14 protein-coding genes are annotated in these 15,081 nt (G+C 39.5%); 3 read left to right on the forward strand and 11 right to left on the reverse strand.

Going from position 1 to position 15,081, the window contains the following annotated elements:
* Window positions 1-397: 397 nt before the first annotated feature.
* Window positions 398-1,393, forward strand: a complete 996-nt coding sequence (locus ACQ96U_RS20470) for a hypothetical protein (RefSeq protein ID WP_431723129.1) — start codon at window positions 398-400, stop codon at window positions 1,391-1,393.
* Between the two features lie 56 nt (window positions 1,394-1,449).
* On the opposite strand, the gene ACQ96U_RS20475 is transcribed toward ACQ96U_RS20470, so the two are convergent.
* Both ACQ96U_RS20475 and ACQ96U_RS20480 read right to left on the reverse strand, forming a co-directional pair.
* Window positions 1,450-1,899, reverse strand: a complete 450-nt coding sequence (locus tag ACQ96U_RS20475; protein WP_431723130.1) for a hypothetical protein — start codon at window positions 1,897-1,899, stop codon at window positions 1,450-1,452.
* 244 nt (window positions 1,900-2,143) lie between these two features.
* Window positions 2,144-2,788 carry a CatB-related O-acetyltransferase gene (locus ACQ96U_RS20480; RefSeq protein WP_431723131.1) on the reverse strand — a complete coding sequence of 215 codons (645 nt, stop codon included), beginning with the start codon at window positions 2,786-2,788 and terminating at the stop codon, window positions 2,144-2,146.
* Between the two features lie 336 nt (window positions 2,789-3,124).
* Between ACQ96U_RS20480 and ACQ96U_RS20485 the strand changes: the two genes are divergently transcribed.
* Complete coding sequence (locus ACQ96U_RS20485) at window positions 3,125-3,688, forward strand: cytochrome b (protein ID WP_431723132.1); 564 nt, start codon at window positions 3,125-3,127, stop codon at window positions 3,686-3,688.
* Window positions 3,689-3,722: 34 nt separating this feature from the next.
* Window positions 3,723-4,310, forward strand: a complete 588-nt coding sequence (locus ACQ96U_RS20490) for a YceI family protein (protein ID WP_431723133.1) — start codon at window positions 3,723-3,725, stop codon at window positions 4,308-4,310.
* 174 nt (window positions 4,311-4,484) lie between these two features.
* On the opposite strand, the gene ACQ96U_RS20495 is transcribed toward ACQ96U_RS20490, so the two are convergent.
* The 9 genes from ACQ96U_RS20495 to rpoH form a co-directional block, all read right to left on the reverse strand.
* A complete protein-coding gene (locus tag ACQ96U_RS20495; protein ID WP_431723134.1) occupies window positions 4,485-4,733 on the reverse strand; it encodes a hypothetical protein in 249 nt (82 codons plus the stop codon).
* Between the two features lie 502 nt (window positions 4,734-5,235).
* Complete coding sequence (locus ACQ96U_RS20500; protein WP_431723135.1) at window positions 5,236-8,103, reverse strand: DUF2339 domain-containing protein; 2,868 nt, start codon at window positions 8,101-8,103, stop codon at window positions 5,236-5,238.
* A 315-nt stretch (window positions 8,104-8,418) separates the two neighbouring features.
* Complete coding sequence (trmB, locus tag ACQ96U_RS20505; RefSeq protein WP_431723136.1) at window positions 8,419-9,123, reverse strand: tRNA (guanosine(46)-N7)-methyltransferase TrmB; 705 nt, start codon at window positions 9,121-9,123, stop codon at window positions 8,419-8,421.
* A gap of 215 nt (window positions 9,124-9,338) precedes the next feature.
* Window positions 9,339-9,731 carry a DUF423 domain-containing protein gene (locus ACQ96U_RS20510; protein WP_431723137.1) on the reverse strand — a complete coding sequence of 131 codons (393 nt, stop codon included), beginning with the start codon at window positions 9,729-9,731 and terminating at the stop codon, window positions 9,339-9,341.
* Between the two features lie 422 nt (window positions 9,732-10,153).
* Complete coding sequence (locus ACQ96U_RS20515; RefSeq protein WP_431723138.1) at window positions 10,154-10,762, reverse strand: PEP-CTERM sorting domain-containing protein; 609 nt, start codon at window positions 10,760-10,762, stop codon at window positions 10,154-10,156.
* Between the two features lie 289 nt (window positions 10,763-11,051).
* Window positions 11,052-11,561 (reverse strand): glycine cleavage system protein R, encoded by a 510-nt coding sequence (locus tag ACQ96U_RS20520; protein WP_431723139.1) that lies wholly within the window; start codon window positions 11,559-11,561, stop codon window positions 11,052-11,054.
* A 65-nt stretch (window positions 11,562-11,626) separates the two neighbouring features.
* Entirely contained in the window at window positions 11,627-13,135 is a 1,509-nt protein-coding gene (locus ACQ96U_RS20525) for a DUF3360 family protein (RefSeq protein ID WP_431723140.1), read from the reverse strand.
* Window positions 13,136-13,678: 543 nt separating this feature from the next.
* A complete protein-coding gene (locus tag ACQ96U_RS20530) occupies window positions 13,679-13,897 on the reverse strand; it encodes a hypothetical protein (protein ID WP_431723141.1) in 219 nt (72 codons plus the stop codon).
* Window positions 13,898-14,154: 257 nt separating this feature from the next.
* Window positions 14,155-15,009 carry an RNA polymerase sigma factor RpoH gene (rpoH, locus tag ACQ96U_RS20535; protein WP_431723142.1) on the reverse strand — a complete coding sequence of 285 codons (855 nt, stop codon included), beginning with the start codon at window positions 15,007-15,009 and terminating at the stop codon, window positions 14,155-14,157.
* Window positions 15,010-15,081 lie beyond the last annotated feature (72 nt).

A 15,081-nucleotide genomic window follows, 5' to 3' on the forward strand; every position in this document is an offset into this window, starting at 1 on the left:
TGCTAATAGATTTCCAAATACTCCTTAATTAATACTTAAACCCAAAGTGATTGTTTGTTTTTTATACGCCACATATTTCATTCATTAATAACAATTCCACTCAAAAGCGTATCATATTGATCATACCAGTTAGATTGCTTACTAAACATCATTATTCAAAAAAATAAAATAAACAATAATTACATAATCGTCATTAACTATTACAAATAATGTTCATCACAGCCTAGCAAATACCTTTTTCAAAAAATAAGTCTCCTCTCCCCTTTAAATACAATACAGTTTTTAAATTGAAACACTAATTGCCAATAATTTTTAGCCTACTGACTTTTGGCAACCCCATATCTATTAAAAATGATTCTCAATTATATTTAAACATTAATTTATAGAGGCTTTAAATATGAAGCTAAACATATTACATAATATATACGCAGGTCTAATTGGTTTACCTGTTTTACTAGCATGCTCTTTTAGTGTTAATGCTGTCCCCCTAGACTGTGCTGGAGGATGTAGTGTATCTGCTATTGACCCAATAGATGGGTCTGAACATATTATAAGGTACAGTGCTACAGCACCTAGTATTATTGATGATGGCTTCAGCTTTAAAGCAAAAATGCCTGGTGGTTTAACTGAGTGGAGTGTTGATGCTCAAAATGTTCTATTTTCTCAAGCCTCTTTTTACCGGATTGGTGCTGCGGGAGGCGAAATCAACCCAAGCAATAACTTTAATTTTGACGATTTTATGTCCACCGAAGATCAGGATGAAAAAGTAATACACGTTGTGTGGGATGGTGATACTTCCAGTCTTCGTATTGAAGAAATTTATCGTTTACAAACATCAAATGATGCAGGACGTATTTCTCAAGTGGGCAAGGACATCATTATTACAAATAAGACTGGTAGCCCTATAGATTTAGACTGGTTCGAGTATACTGACTTAGATATTCATGATTTTTTTGATGACAAAGTCGTACATCGCACTCATGCCGGCGTGGATGTGATTGATCAAGTAAACTACGATACTAACTCAATCGTCACCACCCAAGCTTGGAGCACTATGCAAGATGGTGTTTTTATATTCACCCAACCCACCGCTTTTGACTTGGACATCTTTGGTGGAAAATTAGTTGAGTTTGGTGGGCCAGTCACATTACTCGATGAATTACTGGATAACCTTCCAACAGCGCTTGATAGCTCACCAGAAGCGCTAGGCTTACCCGGAGGAGCAGACCTTATTTTTGGGTTACAATACAGTTTTGAAGATGTCATAGATTCTGTTGTTATAAGAACAAATATGACACTTCTCCCTGTACCAGAGCCATCATTGATTACGCTATTTTTATTTGGCCTGCCTTTAATAGCCAAAAAACGTAAATCAAAAGTTATTTCTGGCTAAGACTTATTAATTAAATCAAGTAATAATGCTATCTGCAAATTCAGGTAGCATTATTATCAGTTTCCAAACCCAGCAATAACCATTTCTTCCCGCTGGGTAAACTTAAATTCCACACGTGTAGAATTTCCACTGAACCGAGGCACATTTGAAAGTGCTTCAGGGTTAGTAATATCAAGTGTTGTACATCCTGGCAGATTATAGGTGCTTGTTTCATCTCCAGATGGCGTACACAAGGTTCGTGAAATAGGCACTATGCTGCTTGAGCCACCACGCAAAGTTACATTTACTCGGCTACCATCGATATTCTCACTGTGAGTATGAAAAAAGAAGCCTCCACTTGCAACATTCATGCTGGTTAAGCTCGGTACACCTTGACCAGTAATGCGCTTAAAAAAATCTATCGCTGTCATTAAGTTTGCAGGTTCAACAAAATATACTCGACAGCTTGTCCCAGAGGGTGTTGCTATATCTATTAGGCTATTTACAGCGTCCTGATTAATTGGCATACCTTATTCCTGACCTATCCCTAACATTGATTTTTATACTCACTTTATTGTGGATAAATTTTCAACAATAAAACATTTATGACCTTTCCATCAGCAAAAATAGTGCATTAGCTAATTGACAAAGCTCACATTTTAGCAAAATTAATTTCAATTAAATCACTGTTAGCAATAAGTAAGAATATAGGAGCCTCTCGTCTTAGGCTCTTAGCTTGATAGGTAAATAACAGATATTTAGGAGGAAAAATTACCGAGTATAGTTTTTGGATGCATTTTCGAGAGCATCAATATCATTTGCACAGATATATTTTTTTAACGCATTAAATTTCTGCTCAGGCCAATCATACACCTTTAGATGAAGAATTCTTTCTATAACATTTTCCGGAAATCGAGTTTTAACGACTTTTGCAGGATTACCAGCCACAATCGTGTAAGGTGCAACATCCTTTGTTACCACAGCATTGGCTGCTATCACAGCACCTTCGCCTATTTCAATTCCAGGCATAATCATTGCCCGCATTCCTATCCATGCACCATCATGAATAATAGTATCGCCTTTTCCTTCATATGACGCTGTCACTTGATCAATAAAAGGATAAAGACTAAACCAATTAATCTGATGGTTATGATTGCCTCCCATTAAAATAACAGCTTCAGCGGCAATACACACATAATCACCAATATAGAGTTTATCAACCGTCCATGGCGACTCCCAGGCCTTCAAACTGTACTCATCACCATATAAATAACGTACTACTGACTCTTCAAAACTGCCACCCCAAGCGTCACTGTAATAGCTATGGGTTCCTTTAATATGAATATTGGGGTTTTTAACCGTTTCATGCAAAAGCTCAACTTTTGACCAATGTTTTTGTCTATTCGACTCACTCATGTTGTTGTCATTCCTAACTGTAAAGTGACTAGCACAGATACTCAGCAGTCACTCTAGTATAACGACGTTAAAGCTTTCAGTCATTGCCACCTTCTAATATACTCTCAAGTGTGGATGGGAACCTTTCTCATTTAACATGATCCAAAGAACACGTGTATATATAGTGAGCTATTAAGAGAACTGCATGAACGACAACTGCTTGTGTAAGAAAGTCATTATATAAAGAGTGTATAACTACCCAAGTCAACACTATACATGGTGGTTGCCGCCATAAAAAATAAAGCTCATGGCTATTTTAGATAAATAAGATTTGACTGATGATAAAGGTAAGCAGCAATGCCTAAACTGAAAAATACCAAAGATGAATACGGCTGGATCTCTATCAGTCTACACTGGCTTGTTGCTATTTCAGTTATAGGTCTTTTTATTCTAGGCTTATGGATGCGAAGTCTAAGCTATTATGACCCCTGGTATCGACTTGGACCTGATATTCACAAAAGTATAGGTATCATCTTATTCGCCGTACTTGTTTTCCGTGTATTAGTGAGACTGTTTAACCCTCCACCAGCCCCGCTACCTTCATTAAGTAAATTTGAGCGTGTTGCGGCTCATGGTGTGCATTTACTTTTATATTTGTTGCTTTTCTGCATCATGATAAGTGGTTATCTGATCTCAACAGCTGATGGCAGATCTATTGAAGTTTTTAATTGGTTTAGTATACCTGCACTCGTAACAGGCATCGAACATCAGGAAGATCTTGCAGGTGAAATCCATTATTACCTTGCACTTTCTGTCATTATACTTGCCGTTATTCATGCCCTTGCTGCATTTAAACATCACATCATTGATAAAGATAATACACTCAAACGAATTTTGGGATTAAGTAAACCTTCCCAATAAACCAACACAAAACTATATGTAAAAAGGAGACCTCATGAGCACTCTACGTAAAACTCTGGCAATCGCATTATTACCTGTTTCAATGTCTTTTGCTTCTATCGCATCAGCCGCTGACTATGTCATTGACACTAAAGGTGCCCATGCCTTTATTCAATTTAAAATCAAACATCTTGGCTATAGCTGGTTAGTAGGCCGTTTTAATGAGTTTGAGGGTACATTCAGCTACGATGATAAAAAACCAGCAGATTCAAAAATCAACGTAACAATTAAAACAGCTAGTGTTGACTCTAACCATGCAGAGCGTGACAAACACATTCGCAGTAAAGACTTTTTGAATGTAAACAAACACCCCACGGCAACGTTCAAAAGTAAAAAAGTCACTGAAAATGGTAATGGCACAGCAAAACTTATTGGGGATCTAACACTTAATGGCGTCACCAAAGAAGTTGCGATTGACGTTAATAAAATTGGTGAAGGAAAAGATCCTTGGGGTGGTTATCGTGCAGGCTTTGAAGGTACAACAAAGTTTGCCTTAAAGGATTTCAATATTAACTACGACCTTGGTCCCGCATCGCAAGAAGTTGAAATGTATTTATCTATCGAAGGTGTTCGCAAATCATAGCCGCTGTTAGTCTATCCTGAACTACCTAAACAACTACCCTCAGTCTTCTCCTGAGGGTAGAGTGACAATAGATTTCGCATTGCATTTTTTTGACGCTTACTTTTCATATCTACCGCACCATAGCAGCATATCAAAAGTAAAATCATTTAACTCAAAAAGAAAACTTCTCACATGCTAGGTGACTAGTTTGAAGAGCTTTTTACCTTTTGCTGTTAATTTAACTCTGCGATAGCGAGCATCATACATTTGACTCGGCATATAACGTATCAAATTGTGTTTTTTCCCCACCTTGATGATACAATCTAAGTCATTCTTAGATAATGTACCTCGTAATTCATTGAGTTCTCCATTACTCTCTTCTAATAATTCACAGAATTGCCGAAAACGAATCAAACCACTCACTGTCATTTTGTCAAGATGCATCTGAGAAATTTTCTTTAGATTCTCCATCCTTGAATCCCTGTTATTCTCGTTTTTCACTATTGTGCTTTTACTTATATCATCCTTAAAGAGAATCTTTCTAAGGTGATTTTTTTATTACCTGAATGACCTTGTCACTCCAATACAGTTAACGAGCAATATGACCATTCAATATAAAAACACAGTTTAACCTATTACTAAACGAGAAATTATATCAAAATAATTTATACACTACACTTAATAATTTACCTCTTGCACAGATTTAACTCTAATACTTATTAGAATCATCCGTAAACTGATGTATATAAATAGAAGGAAAGTAATAGTGGGAATGACTTAAATAGCAGTTTTTAGCGTTTAACAAAAACCAGAAACAAAACAAAAGTACAAAAAATTTAACTGAATCTCATGCTTCCTGTCCATATTTATTTTTAGAGGGGCCTTAGCATCAAAGTATGCAACTGTCGATAACGATTATTCTCTATCTTGGTTTTATTCTTTACCTTCAACCTGGGTCAGCAGTTTCTTTGTTTTCAGCTGGAGGTATTGGTGAAATATAGCCAATACCCAATAACAATGAGCCAACAACTAAAAAAGCTGCAATTCTAGCTAACGTGCCAGTTGATGATAAATCAATAATAAAGAGTTTTATCACAACAACAGACAATAGGACTACAGCACTAATCCATAACCAACGCCATTGGATTCGCGCACTATAAAACATGAGTGCAGCCCCAGTTAATGCCCAAAATATAGAGTAAACCGCTTGCACTAATGCTGAAGAAAACATTATTGAAAAGTCATAGTAAATTCCAACCCAATGGTGAAGCACTCTCGCAATAATGATATTGGCCCAAATAAAAGCAGCCCCGCCTAATAAGCCATACAAAATCTGATATTCAACTCTAGGAAACAGCTGGTTACGGCGGCAACGAATCCACCAGCGGACAGTGAGTATCCAGCTAACTAGCCACACAAGATCAATAGGGTTTAACAACGGAATAAAAATTAAAGGTTGAGTATCTCCAGGATGTCCCAGGGAAATTAGCTGCCAGAACAGCATGACGGCTAACAAAGGCATTGCTGTTAATCGCCAATAAGCTCGTTGATGTGCTGTTACAGGCCAGGTATGATGAAACTGTATTCCAGCAAAAATCAGCAATGGTCCAAACATCAATGCACAAAAAACCCACGCACTTGTAGTGTCAAACCATAACTTAGCAAATTCATACCCGCCCCAACTAAAAAGAATCGCTAACATCCATGCACAGACAGCGTGGTTAATTCCCCGCAAGGGAAGTACCCAAGGCATCCAATCTCCTCGCCACAGCTGCTGTATTAGCCAGACAAAGGTTAAGGGCCATAACCAGAAACCACCATCACTAATGGGACTCTCCTTTGTCAGTATAAAAGCCATAAGGGTTACAGCCATTAATGTTATAAACAACCATATATGTGACTGTAATAATGGCCAGTCAAACCATTCATCGACCACTTGAAAAACAACACTGGTCATCACAGCAAACACGAGTAAAACAGTCAAAAACCACCGATCAGCAATAAATATGTCAAAATGATTCATTGCCCCGCCATACCACCAGCAAAGCCCCCACAACCAGCCAATGGTTTCTAACCAAGTAGAACTGCGCCAGTTTACTGGTGCTAATTTGAACGACCAGTAAGCACTAAAAAAAGCAGCTAACGCGATAAGAGACGTTGCCAGCCAATTAGAAGGTAATGCCGCAATCAAGGTATAACTAGGGGCAATATCAAACAAGAAAATTCCTGCCGATAAAAGCTGTAATAAAATTCCAAACCACATGAGTTTGCGGTTCAACCGACGTAACGCTAACCATACTAAACCCGCGCCCTCAATCGCCCAGGCAGCACTACTCCACTGTCCATCTAATGCTAAAGGTAATGATATACTGCAAAATACTAAGCCCAAGGCGTAATAAACCTGGCCTAATAAGGGAAGTGTCATAGTCGTTGTTTTTTTCATTACCTGTGCCAAGCCAAAATAACACCCCCCTAAAATAAGAGCACTAAACGCAAGTGCATACGGTTTATGTTGTGTTAATAACGTTTGCCAGGAAAAAGCGACTATGGGAGAACCTAAAACCAGTGTGCTGTCGACATACAATCCAGAAGTTATCCACCCTCCTTGCTGTTGAAGATATTGAGAAAATTGCATTTTTATCTGACGCGCATAGAGCAGGCCAATGAGTGTATACAAAACTAAGAAAGCGATAAGAAATAATTCAACGGATACAAAGAAGCTAGGTTGATAACGCGTAACACCCCAGGCTGATGCAATAACAACTGTAAACACAAAACCTAGAACATTAAGTAATCGCCAAGCCTTAAACCAAGAGATCAATGCAATTCCAATATTAAGCAATAAATAAAAGCTGAAAAGATGAATATAGTTACCTTGCCCTGTTGATATCAACACCGGTGCTAAGAAACCTGCCACGAGTGCTAATATGGCCATACTACGTGCATCTTGCAAAATGGCGAGATAGGCCGTTATCCCAATTAATGACAGCATCAGCACAAAGGTGATAAGTGAGCTAAGAAGTTGGTAATAACTGAAGGCAGCAAACAATGTTAAATATACAATGCCTATTCCCCCGCCTTGCACAATTAAACTATAGAGCCTACGGGTATGACGTATTTTCCACCCAAAAGCCAATAATCCCACCCCTAAAGTACATACAGCCAGTAGTCGCAGCTCAATGGAAATGAGATCTTGTTCAGCTACATACTTCAACAAAAAGGCAACGCCAAACAACAAGACAATAATACCCACTCTCACAACGACATTACCTGTCGTGAAATAGTTGATCACAAAGGTAATAAATCGAGAGATAACATCAGGCTGATAACTATCTTTTACCCTTTCTTCTGACCACTTCTGTTCTGTAGAACCTACATGCTCCTCTGCATAAGTCCTAACATTACTCTCTTCTGCTTGGCTCTGAGCTGCAAAGTTCTGTGGTTGATCGGCAACATCGCTTTCTTGTTCCAATTCAGATTTAGCCGAAAAGGCAACACTGGTTGTTGCTATGACCGCTGGCTCAGCAGCAACTTGTTCAACGGAAACTGTATTAGTACTGGTGGAATCAGCCTCCTTCTTAGGCATAACCTTATCCATTGGCGATGAGGTTGAAGGCTTATCTGTAGCAGAAAAAAAAGAAGAAAGTTGTTGTGTTAATTCAGCTACTTGTTTGCTTAGCGCAGTGATTTGCTCACTTGAATGCTTTAGCTGAATACGTAACTCGCTAATGGCACCTTGTAAAAAAAAGTTCCATATAATCAGGCCAATCACCATTAAAGGAACTAACCCTACAAGTATTATTAACAACTCCATGGCAGTTACCCATGCTTTAACTATTTATAATGTTTAAGGTACCTTTCCAGGTGGTCACTCTGAACAGCTCTTTTAATAAGACCTTAATACCATGTAACTTCTCGGCATATGTCTTCTATAAGGAAAAAGTAGGTGGCATGTTCAATGTAGCATATTTCACGCACCCTCATGACACACATACCCTATCTTTTCATTGATGAACTATCTGTTATAGCAGTTTGAAATATAAAATAAGTGGGGAGAAAGCAGGTAATGAGGGTTTCCATAAACCCTCAAACGAGGTAAATAAGACGTTTTAAGAAAATAAGAAGGGAATTATTCCGAACGTTGATAAATCATGTCCCAAACACCATGTCCTAAGCGATGACCACGTTTTTCAAACTTCGTTAAAGGTCTAAAGTCTGGACGCTCAATATATGGATAGTGTTCAGTTGCAGTATTCCGAAAACCATTGGCTTCTGCTAAAACACTCACCATATGTTCTGCATAGTTTTCCCAGTCAGTCGCTAAATGAAACAGCCCTTCACGCTCTAATCTTGAACGCACAAGTTCAACAAAAGCGGGCTGTACCAAGCGCCGTTTATGATGACGCTTTTTATGCCAAGGATCAGGAAAATAAAGCTGAACCCGTGCCAGTGAAGACTCAGGAATGCAGTGCTTAAAAACCTCTACAGCATCATGACAGAATACTCTTAGGTTAGTTAACCCTTGCTTATCAGCTTCATTTAGCAATGCACCGACTCCAGGTCGATGAACCTCAATACCAATAAAATTGGTATCAGGTGCCAGCCTAGCCATTTCTAACAGTGAGTGCCCCATACCAAACCCAATTTCAACAACGGTTGGTGCATTTCGGCCAAATAACTGGGCAAGATCAATTTGTTCAGGAACGAACTCCAGCCCCATCTTCGGCCAAACTTCATTCCAACCTCGCTGCTGTCCCGCTGTCATCCGCCCTGCACGAATGACAAAGCTTTTAACAACCCGGTGCTGCCTACCCGGTACAGAATCCTCTGTCATCACTTTATCTCAACTTCACAATAACGCTCAGTTCCACCAAGAATGATGTGACCTCCTAAGGCCAGCTCTAAGCACTAGCCCAAACTGAGCCCCATCCAATATCCTGGCGCTTACTTCAATAAAGTGCAGATTATAGGGATTAGCCAGGTCAAAACCAGACTTGATTGCAAGATTAGTGTAATCATTAAAGTTTGCGTTACTCACAACTTTCAGTACTAATCTACTTTATGGCTGAGGCTGGAGTGTTTTCGGGCTAATATCACTAACAACAACCAGCCTAACAGTAACAGAGTCCCGCCAAGAGGCGTAATCATACCAAGCCAACGAATACCTGTGATGCTGAGTGAATAAAGACTGCCAGAAAATAGTATTAAACCTGTTAAAAAACAGCAACCAGCCCAGTTAAGCATTTTGTGCTGTATATGGGCACTCAGCAAGGCAATGCCCAACAAAGCAAACGTATGGTAAAAATGATAGTTCACGGCGGTTTCATAAACTGCCTGTAAGTGAGGTGTCATTGAGGATTGTAAACTGTGAGCTCCAAATGCCCCCAAGGCAACCGCTAAAAGTCCACTGATCCCACTGACATGTAACCAACGATAATTCATTTTGCTCTCAACTCTCCTTCATGACAGATACTTGTTCACTAGGGCCTAGCAGTATTAATACACAAAAGTAAAGCTCAGCACTAATTCGCAAAACAAGAAACGTCTCGTATGAAAATAGATATGGAAGCAAAAAAGAAATGACGTCCTTGTCCTTGCGCCACATGTTAACCAGGAGTGGTTAAACGAAGCTATAAAGATCATTCTGTCATGAGAAACAAATTAACCACTCAGTTACTTACATAAGTCATGCCACATTATGTTTTCCGGTATAAAACAGATCATTACAAAAAAACAAAGAACGCAGATGACAGCATTTGAAAATTAACCTGACACCTGTACAAGATTAGGCGGGAGTGACCGTATACAAGCTTAATCACGATTTGGGGGTAAAAAGAGCCTGATAGCCAGGCTCCCTAAAAACATTAACTGTTTTTACGGCGAAGTTGAGACATACCTAACAGCGTAACACCAAATAACAATGCTGTTGCAGGCTCTGGAACACGTACATTATAGTTGAAATCATCCATCACCCACTGATATTCACTTTGATTTTCACTGTAAATAACCAGGCGATCAATGTTGTGCCAGTCGAGACGGACACTTAATGGCACATCGGTTCCTATATTAAATCTGTCACTTAGATAAACTTGCTGATTATCGCGCCAACCCGCAAACATAATGTCCTGGTCATTCCAAGCCGAAGTAAAGTTAGCACCAATAAAATCAAATGTTGAGTCTTGGTTTAACCAATCGAAAATAGCAGGACCAGCTCCATATGCATTAAAAATAGCATTAGAACCAGAAGTAACACCTGTAGTATATCCACTGTTTGTCTCAACATATTCTCGACTGTATGCAACAATAGGTGCTGACCCATTTCTTGACCATGAAAAACCACCATAGCCTTGGGGCAAAGCTGTTTCAGAAGTTCCTGGATCTAAATCATCAAATGTAATAACCCCCGCTTGAGCTGATGCGATACATGCAACAGCAGCAACTGTTGATAGTGTACGACTTATTATTTTTATCATTCATTTCTCCTAATCTTTTTCTTTATTATTAGTGAGGCATGTATGTGCAATAATGCACACAATAAAAACAAATGACAATTTTTAACTCATACTTCAGTTGTAGCTTATTTAACTATTTTAAAGTTATAGATTCATTGCACTCTTATTTGATAGAGCATATTTACTACATTTAGTTGGGATTTATTGGGAGGAAAGAAAAAACAATATGTATTACAAGAGGGTAATTCGAAGGGTTAATAACAACAAACTACTCATTGTGTAGTTTGTTGTTATTACTTAAAGTAGCCTGCTACTGTTCAGCGAGAATATTAGCAACAACACGAACATTTAAAGCTTCAAGCTCAGCAACAAGTGAATCCTGGTCAATATCAGTGGGTACTTTTAAGTTAAAGTCTGCTTTAAAAACACTTCGCCCTAACTCTGTTACAGCAAAGCGGTGACATTCCATATTACTAATACTCGCACCACAGCTTTCCAAGATATTAGATATATCATTAATAAAGCCTGGCCGGTCATCGGCTTCAACCGTCAGTTGCAATCTTTTAATATCAACAGGTGATGGTGGCTGCACTTCCGAAATAACGGCATATAAATCAGTGATATTGGTTAACTCAGTTTGTAATGATTCCGCTTGGTCCTCATCAACCTCAACTTTAATGATTCCTGCACACTGACCTTCAAGATGACTTATTTTACTTTTTAACCACACGCCTTCTCGAGCATGAGTTTTTTCAGCTAATAATCTTATTAAACCCGGACTTTCAGGCCCCATTAAGGTGAGAATGAACTGTTTTTTCATAGCCTATTTCCCGTAGTCAATACTGAGCCTTTATAGTGAAGGCTCAGCATATCGATCTTTAATTATTAACGAAACGCAGGCACTAAAGCAGGTACTCCAGGTAACATACCAACGGCTGCCATAGCGATAAAGCAAATCCCAAAAGCTAAGCCTGGAATTATGAGCTTATCAGTAAAGCTGAGTGTTTTAGCGCGGTCTTTATCTCCAATTAAACCGTTATTATCTAACAGCATTGTTAATGACCACCCAAAAACGGGGTTTACAACCGCTGAGGCAAAAATACAAATACCTGCAGATTGAGTGTCTTTTGTATCTTTAACCATTTGCATACCGGCTTCCAATAATGGCAAAAATACCCCTACTAATAATGCAACACTCATCACTGGTCGCCATACAGTAATATCCATAGGGTAACCAGCCACAGCTACAACGACACACATAATGCCTAATAGAATGGCACCGCCAGGAATGGGACGCTTAGCAATCGCCGCCGGAATCATGTACGTACCCCAAGAGGAGGTAATATTACCGCCACCAAAGGCTGTACCCACAACCTGACGAATAGAGCATGCAGTCATGGTGTCATCAACATCCATCAACACATTTTTTGCTTTTTTAGGATAGTTAAGCTCTTGGAATACACGGTGTCCCAGAAAGTCTGGAGACCACATGGCAACAGCAAGAATGGCAAAGGGCAAAGATGCAATGAAGTGTTGCATATTTGGTAAGCCCAGTTTCCAGCCTGTTTCTGTTGATCCCCACCAATACATAGGATTCAAATTAGGTAAACCAGGTGCTGTTTTAAACTCAAAAGGTGCACCAAGTAACAATGCAATAACAACAGCAGCAACAGAACATAAAGGAATGGATAACCAACGTTTACCAATTCGCGCCAAATAAGCATAAAGCACGATGTTAACTAGCAACACCACAAATGCCACATGGCCAACGTTCATTTGACCAGCCCACTCAATCAATGAATTAATCTGTGAGGCTGTCCCCGTTAACCCCAGATAGGCAAGTAGGCCACCAGCCACCCCCTCTCCGGTTAACTTAACCAATCGTGAACCACCTTTGGTTATACTTAAAATTAAACCAAAACCACCAAGCAAAATCGCCAGCGCCAGAGGATGTCCTCCAGCCATTGCAATCATGCCAATTAACGGAATCATAGGGCCATGATTACCCGCCAAGTTAGCACGAGGGTTTAAAAATCCAGAAGTTAAAATAACGAACAGAATGGCAGATACCAGCATCTCAACGCGAACATTTTCAATAACAAAGTTTGCATCAAGCCCGTATCCTGCAGCGTAAGAAGACATAACTGCAGAGTACATAACGGTGATACCAATTGTTCCCGCTAAAGCAGGTACAAGGTCTTCCCACTCAAACCGAAAATCACGCCCAGGAAGATTTAGCTTCCAACGACGTGGCTTCATGATGGTTAATTCATGATCAAGATAGTCAGACCGGCTGGCAAACTCACTACTGGGACGGTGTAGTTCCTGGTAACTCTTCTCTTGGTTAAGATCACTGGCATCTTCACCAGCTTCATGTGGATGACTGTTATGCATAATGACAAATACTTCCTACTACATACTACTCATTACTTACTAATCAGTGTGGAAAGTGTTTGTCCACTCCAGATACCCAGCATCAAATGAGCAAGCAACCCCCACACTTTATGCCGCAAAGTGTAAGTTGTTTTTTACATGCAACTAATGACCATGATCATTAGTTATACATATTCTGTTTAATATGCCAGCAGCAAAATGCTTAAACACTGATGACTTTTTCAACTTAACTTCCATGTTTATCTGGACCTCAAACAGAAGTCTGGACCAGCGTATACTTTCACCATTTAATTCTAACTAGACAAAGTGTAGTTCAGTTCAGTATTCATGCTTAGGCTATTTTATTAACAAACTGCCATTGCCTTTTAATGCGTGCTAACAAGTCATGACTGCAGGAAATACCACTCCACAATCACTTCATATGAAATGATTACTCAGAATACAGTTGAGAGATATTTATGATGGATCATTTGCTAACAGAGCTACGCTTTTTTACGCTAGCTCTGTTAGGGGCTGCTTAGAGGGGAAGGGCTTTCAAAACCTTTAATAGGTCATTTCACACTGATTATAGGAAACAGTAGGATGGGAAATACAGTGTGCTTCTAATAATTCATTGGCCATTTCAGCCAAACGCGCTCGATTAGTACCTGATATTTCTACTGTTCCACCTGGTACATCGGCAATTAAAAACCACCCGCCTTCTGGAATTGGCTGACAGTCTGCTTCTGTGTATTGATTTTCAGCAAAGTATAAACAAGACATATTGAGCACCAACCCTTTTTGTTTTTAGCTTCCGTTATTCACACTTATATAGATATACCTTTTAACCAAAAGTTTTCTAAAAAAAATCCTAATAGTTCACACCTGTCTTGTTTTTTTAAGTTTGACCAAGCTATTTAGAGCAAATGCCTGAATATCCAAACAACAATCACAAGCAAATAGCGAAAACAATCAATCAAAAAAGGCTGCATAATGCAGCCTTTTAAATATATGAAAAAATCTACTGTTTACTTTATAATCTACGCCTGAAGTGTCAGCTTCAGTTTCTTCATTGCATTTTTCTCTAATTGGCGAATCCGCTCTGCTGATACGTTATATTTCGCCGCAAGTTCATGCAATGTAGCCTTATTATCTGTTAGCCAGCGATGGTGCAATATATCTCGACTGCGCTCATCCAACCCCGCCAATGCATTCTGCAAATTCTGGGTTGATGTTTCAGTCCAATTTGCATCTTCAAGTTGGCGTGCAGGGTCGTAACGGTTGTCTTCCAGATAGTATGCAGGGGCTTGATATGCTTGATCGCTATCATCATCTACGCCTGCATCAAATGCAGTATCCTGACTTGCCATGCGCGATTCCATCTCACGCACAGTCTTTGGCTCAACCCCTAAATCTTTAGCAACTGCTTGTACTTCATCATTGGTAAACCACGCCAGCCGCTTTTTAGAGCTACGTAAATTAAAAAACAGTTTACGCTGAGCTTTAGTGGTTGCGACTTTCACTATACGCCAGTTGCGTAGGATAAACTCGTGCATCTCTGCTTTTACCCAATGTACTGCAAATGACACCAAGCGAACGCCCATTTCAGGGTTAAAGCGCTTAACTGCCTTCATCAAGCCAACATTACCCTCTTGAATAAGGTCTGCTTGAGATAACCCATAACCTGAGTAGCTTTTTGCAATATGGACAACGAAGCGTAAGTGAGACATTACCATCTGGCGAGCGGCTTCCAAGTCTTGTTGATAGTACAGACGCTCCGCCAACTCACGCTCTTCATCTGCAGTGAGTACAGCGATACTGTTGACTGCCTGCACATAAGATTCAAGGTTATGTCCAGGAGACAACACATCAATGCGTTGTAATGCAGTGCCCATTAATATCTGCTCTCCATTCTTTCTATAATATTGGCCGAGTGAGTGTATCACCGTTTATATAAGAGTGTGAAC

Origin of the sequence: Zooshikella sp. RANM57, assembly GCF_050749885.1 — a bacterium.
In the GTDB taxonomy this organism is placed as follows: Bacteria; Pseudomonadota; Gammaproteobacteria; order Pseudomonadales; family Zooshikellaceae; genus Zooshikella.

Coding starts and splice junctions, on each gene's coding strand:
- trmB (WP_431723136.1), bottom strand. CDS start 9,123: ATGACAGAGGATTCTGTACCGGGTAGGCAGCACCGGGTTGTTAAAAGC.
- ACQ96U_RS20510 (WP_431723137.1), bottom strand. CDS start 9,731: ATGAATTATCGTTGGTTACATGTCAGTGGGATCAGTGGACTTTTAGCG.
- ACQ96U_RS20490 (WP_431723133.1), top strand. CDS start 3,723: ATGAGCACTCTACGTAAAACTCTGGCAATCGCATTATTACCTGTTTCA.
- rpoH (WP_431723142.1), bottom strand. CDS start 15,009: ATGGGCACTGCATTACAACGCATTGATGTGTTGTCTCCTGGACATAAC.
- ACQ96U_RS20495 (WP_431723134.1), bottom strand. CDS start 4,733: ATGCATCTTGACAAAATGACAGTGAGTGGTTTGATTCGTTTTCGGCAA.
- ACQ96U_RS20480 (WP_431723131.1), bottom strand. CDS start 2,788: ATGAGTGAGTCGAATAGACAAAAACATTGGTCAAAAGTTGAGCTTTTG.
- ACQ96U_RS20530 (WP_431723141.1), bottom strand. CDS start 13,897: ATGTCTTGTTTATACTTTGCTGAAAATCAATACACAGAAGCAGACTGT.
- ACQ96U_RS20470 (WP_431723129.1), top strand. CDS start 398: ATGAAGCTAAACATATTACATAATATATACGCAGGTCTAATTGGTTTA.
- ACQ96U_RS20485 (WP_431723132.1), top strand. CDS start 3,125: ATGCCTAAACTGAAAAATACCAAAGATGAATACGGCTGGATCTCTATC.
- ACQ96U_RS20525 (WP_431723140.1), bottom strand. CDS start 13,135: ATGCATAACAGTCATCCACATGAAGCTGGTGAAGATGCCAGTGATCTT.
- ACQ96U_RS20500 (WP_431723135.1), bottom strand. CDS start 8,103: ATGGAGTTGTTAATAATACTTGTAGGGTTAGTTCCTTTAATGGTGATT.
- ACQ96U_RS20515 (WP_431723138.1), bottom strand. CDS start 10,762: ATGATAAAAATAATAAGTCGTACACTATCAACAGTTGCTGCTGTTGCA.
- ACQ96U_RS20475 (WP_431723130.1), bottom strand. CDS start 1,899: ATGCCAATTAATCAGGACGCTGTAAATAGCCTAATAGATATAGCAACA.
- ACQ96U_RS20520 (WP_431723139.1), bottom strand. CDS start 11,561: ATGAAAAAACAGTTCATTCTCACCTTAATGGGGCCTGAAAGTCCGGGT.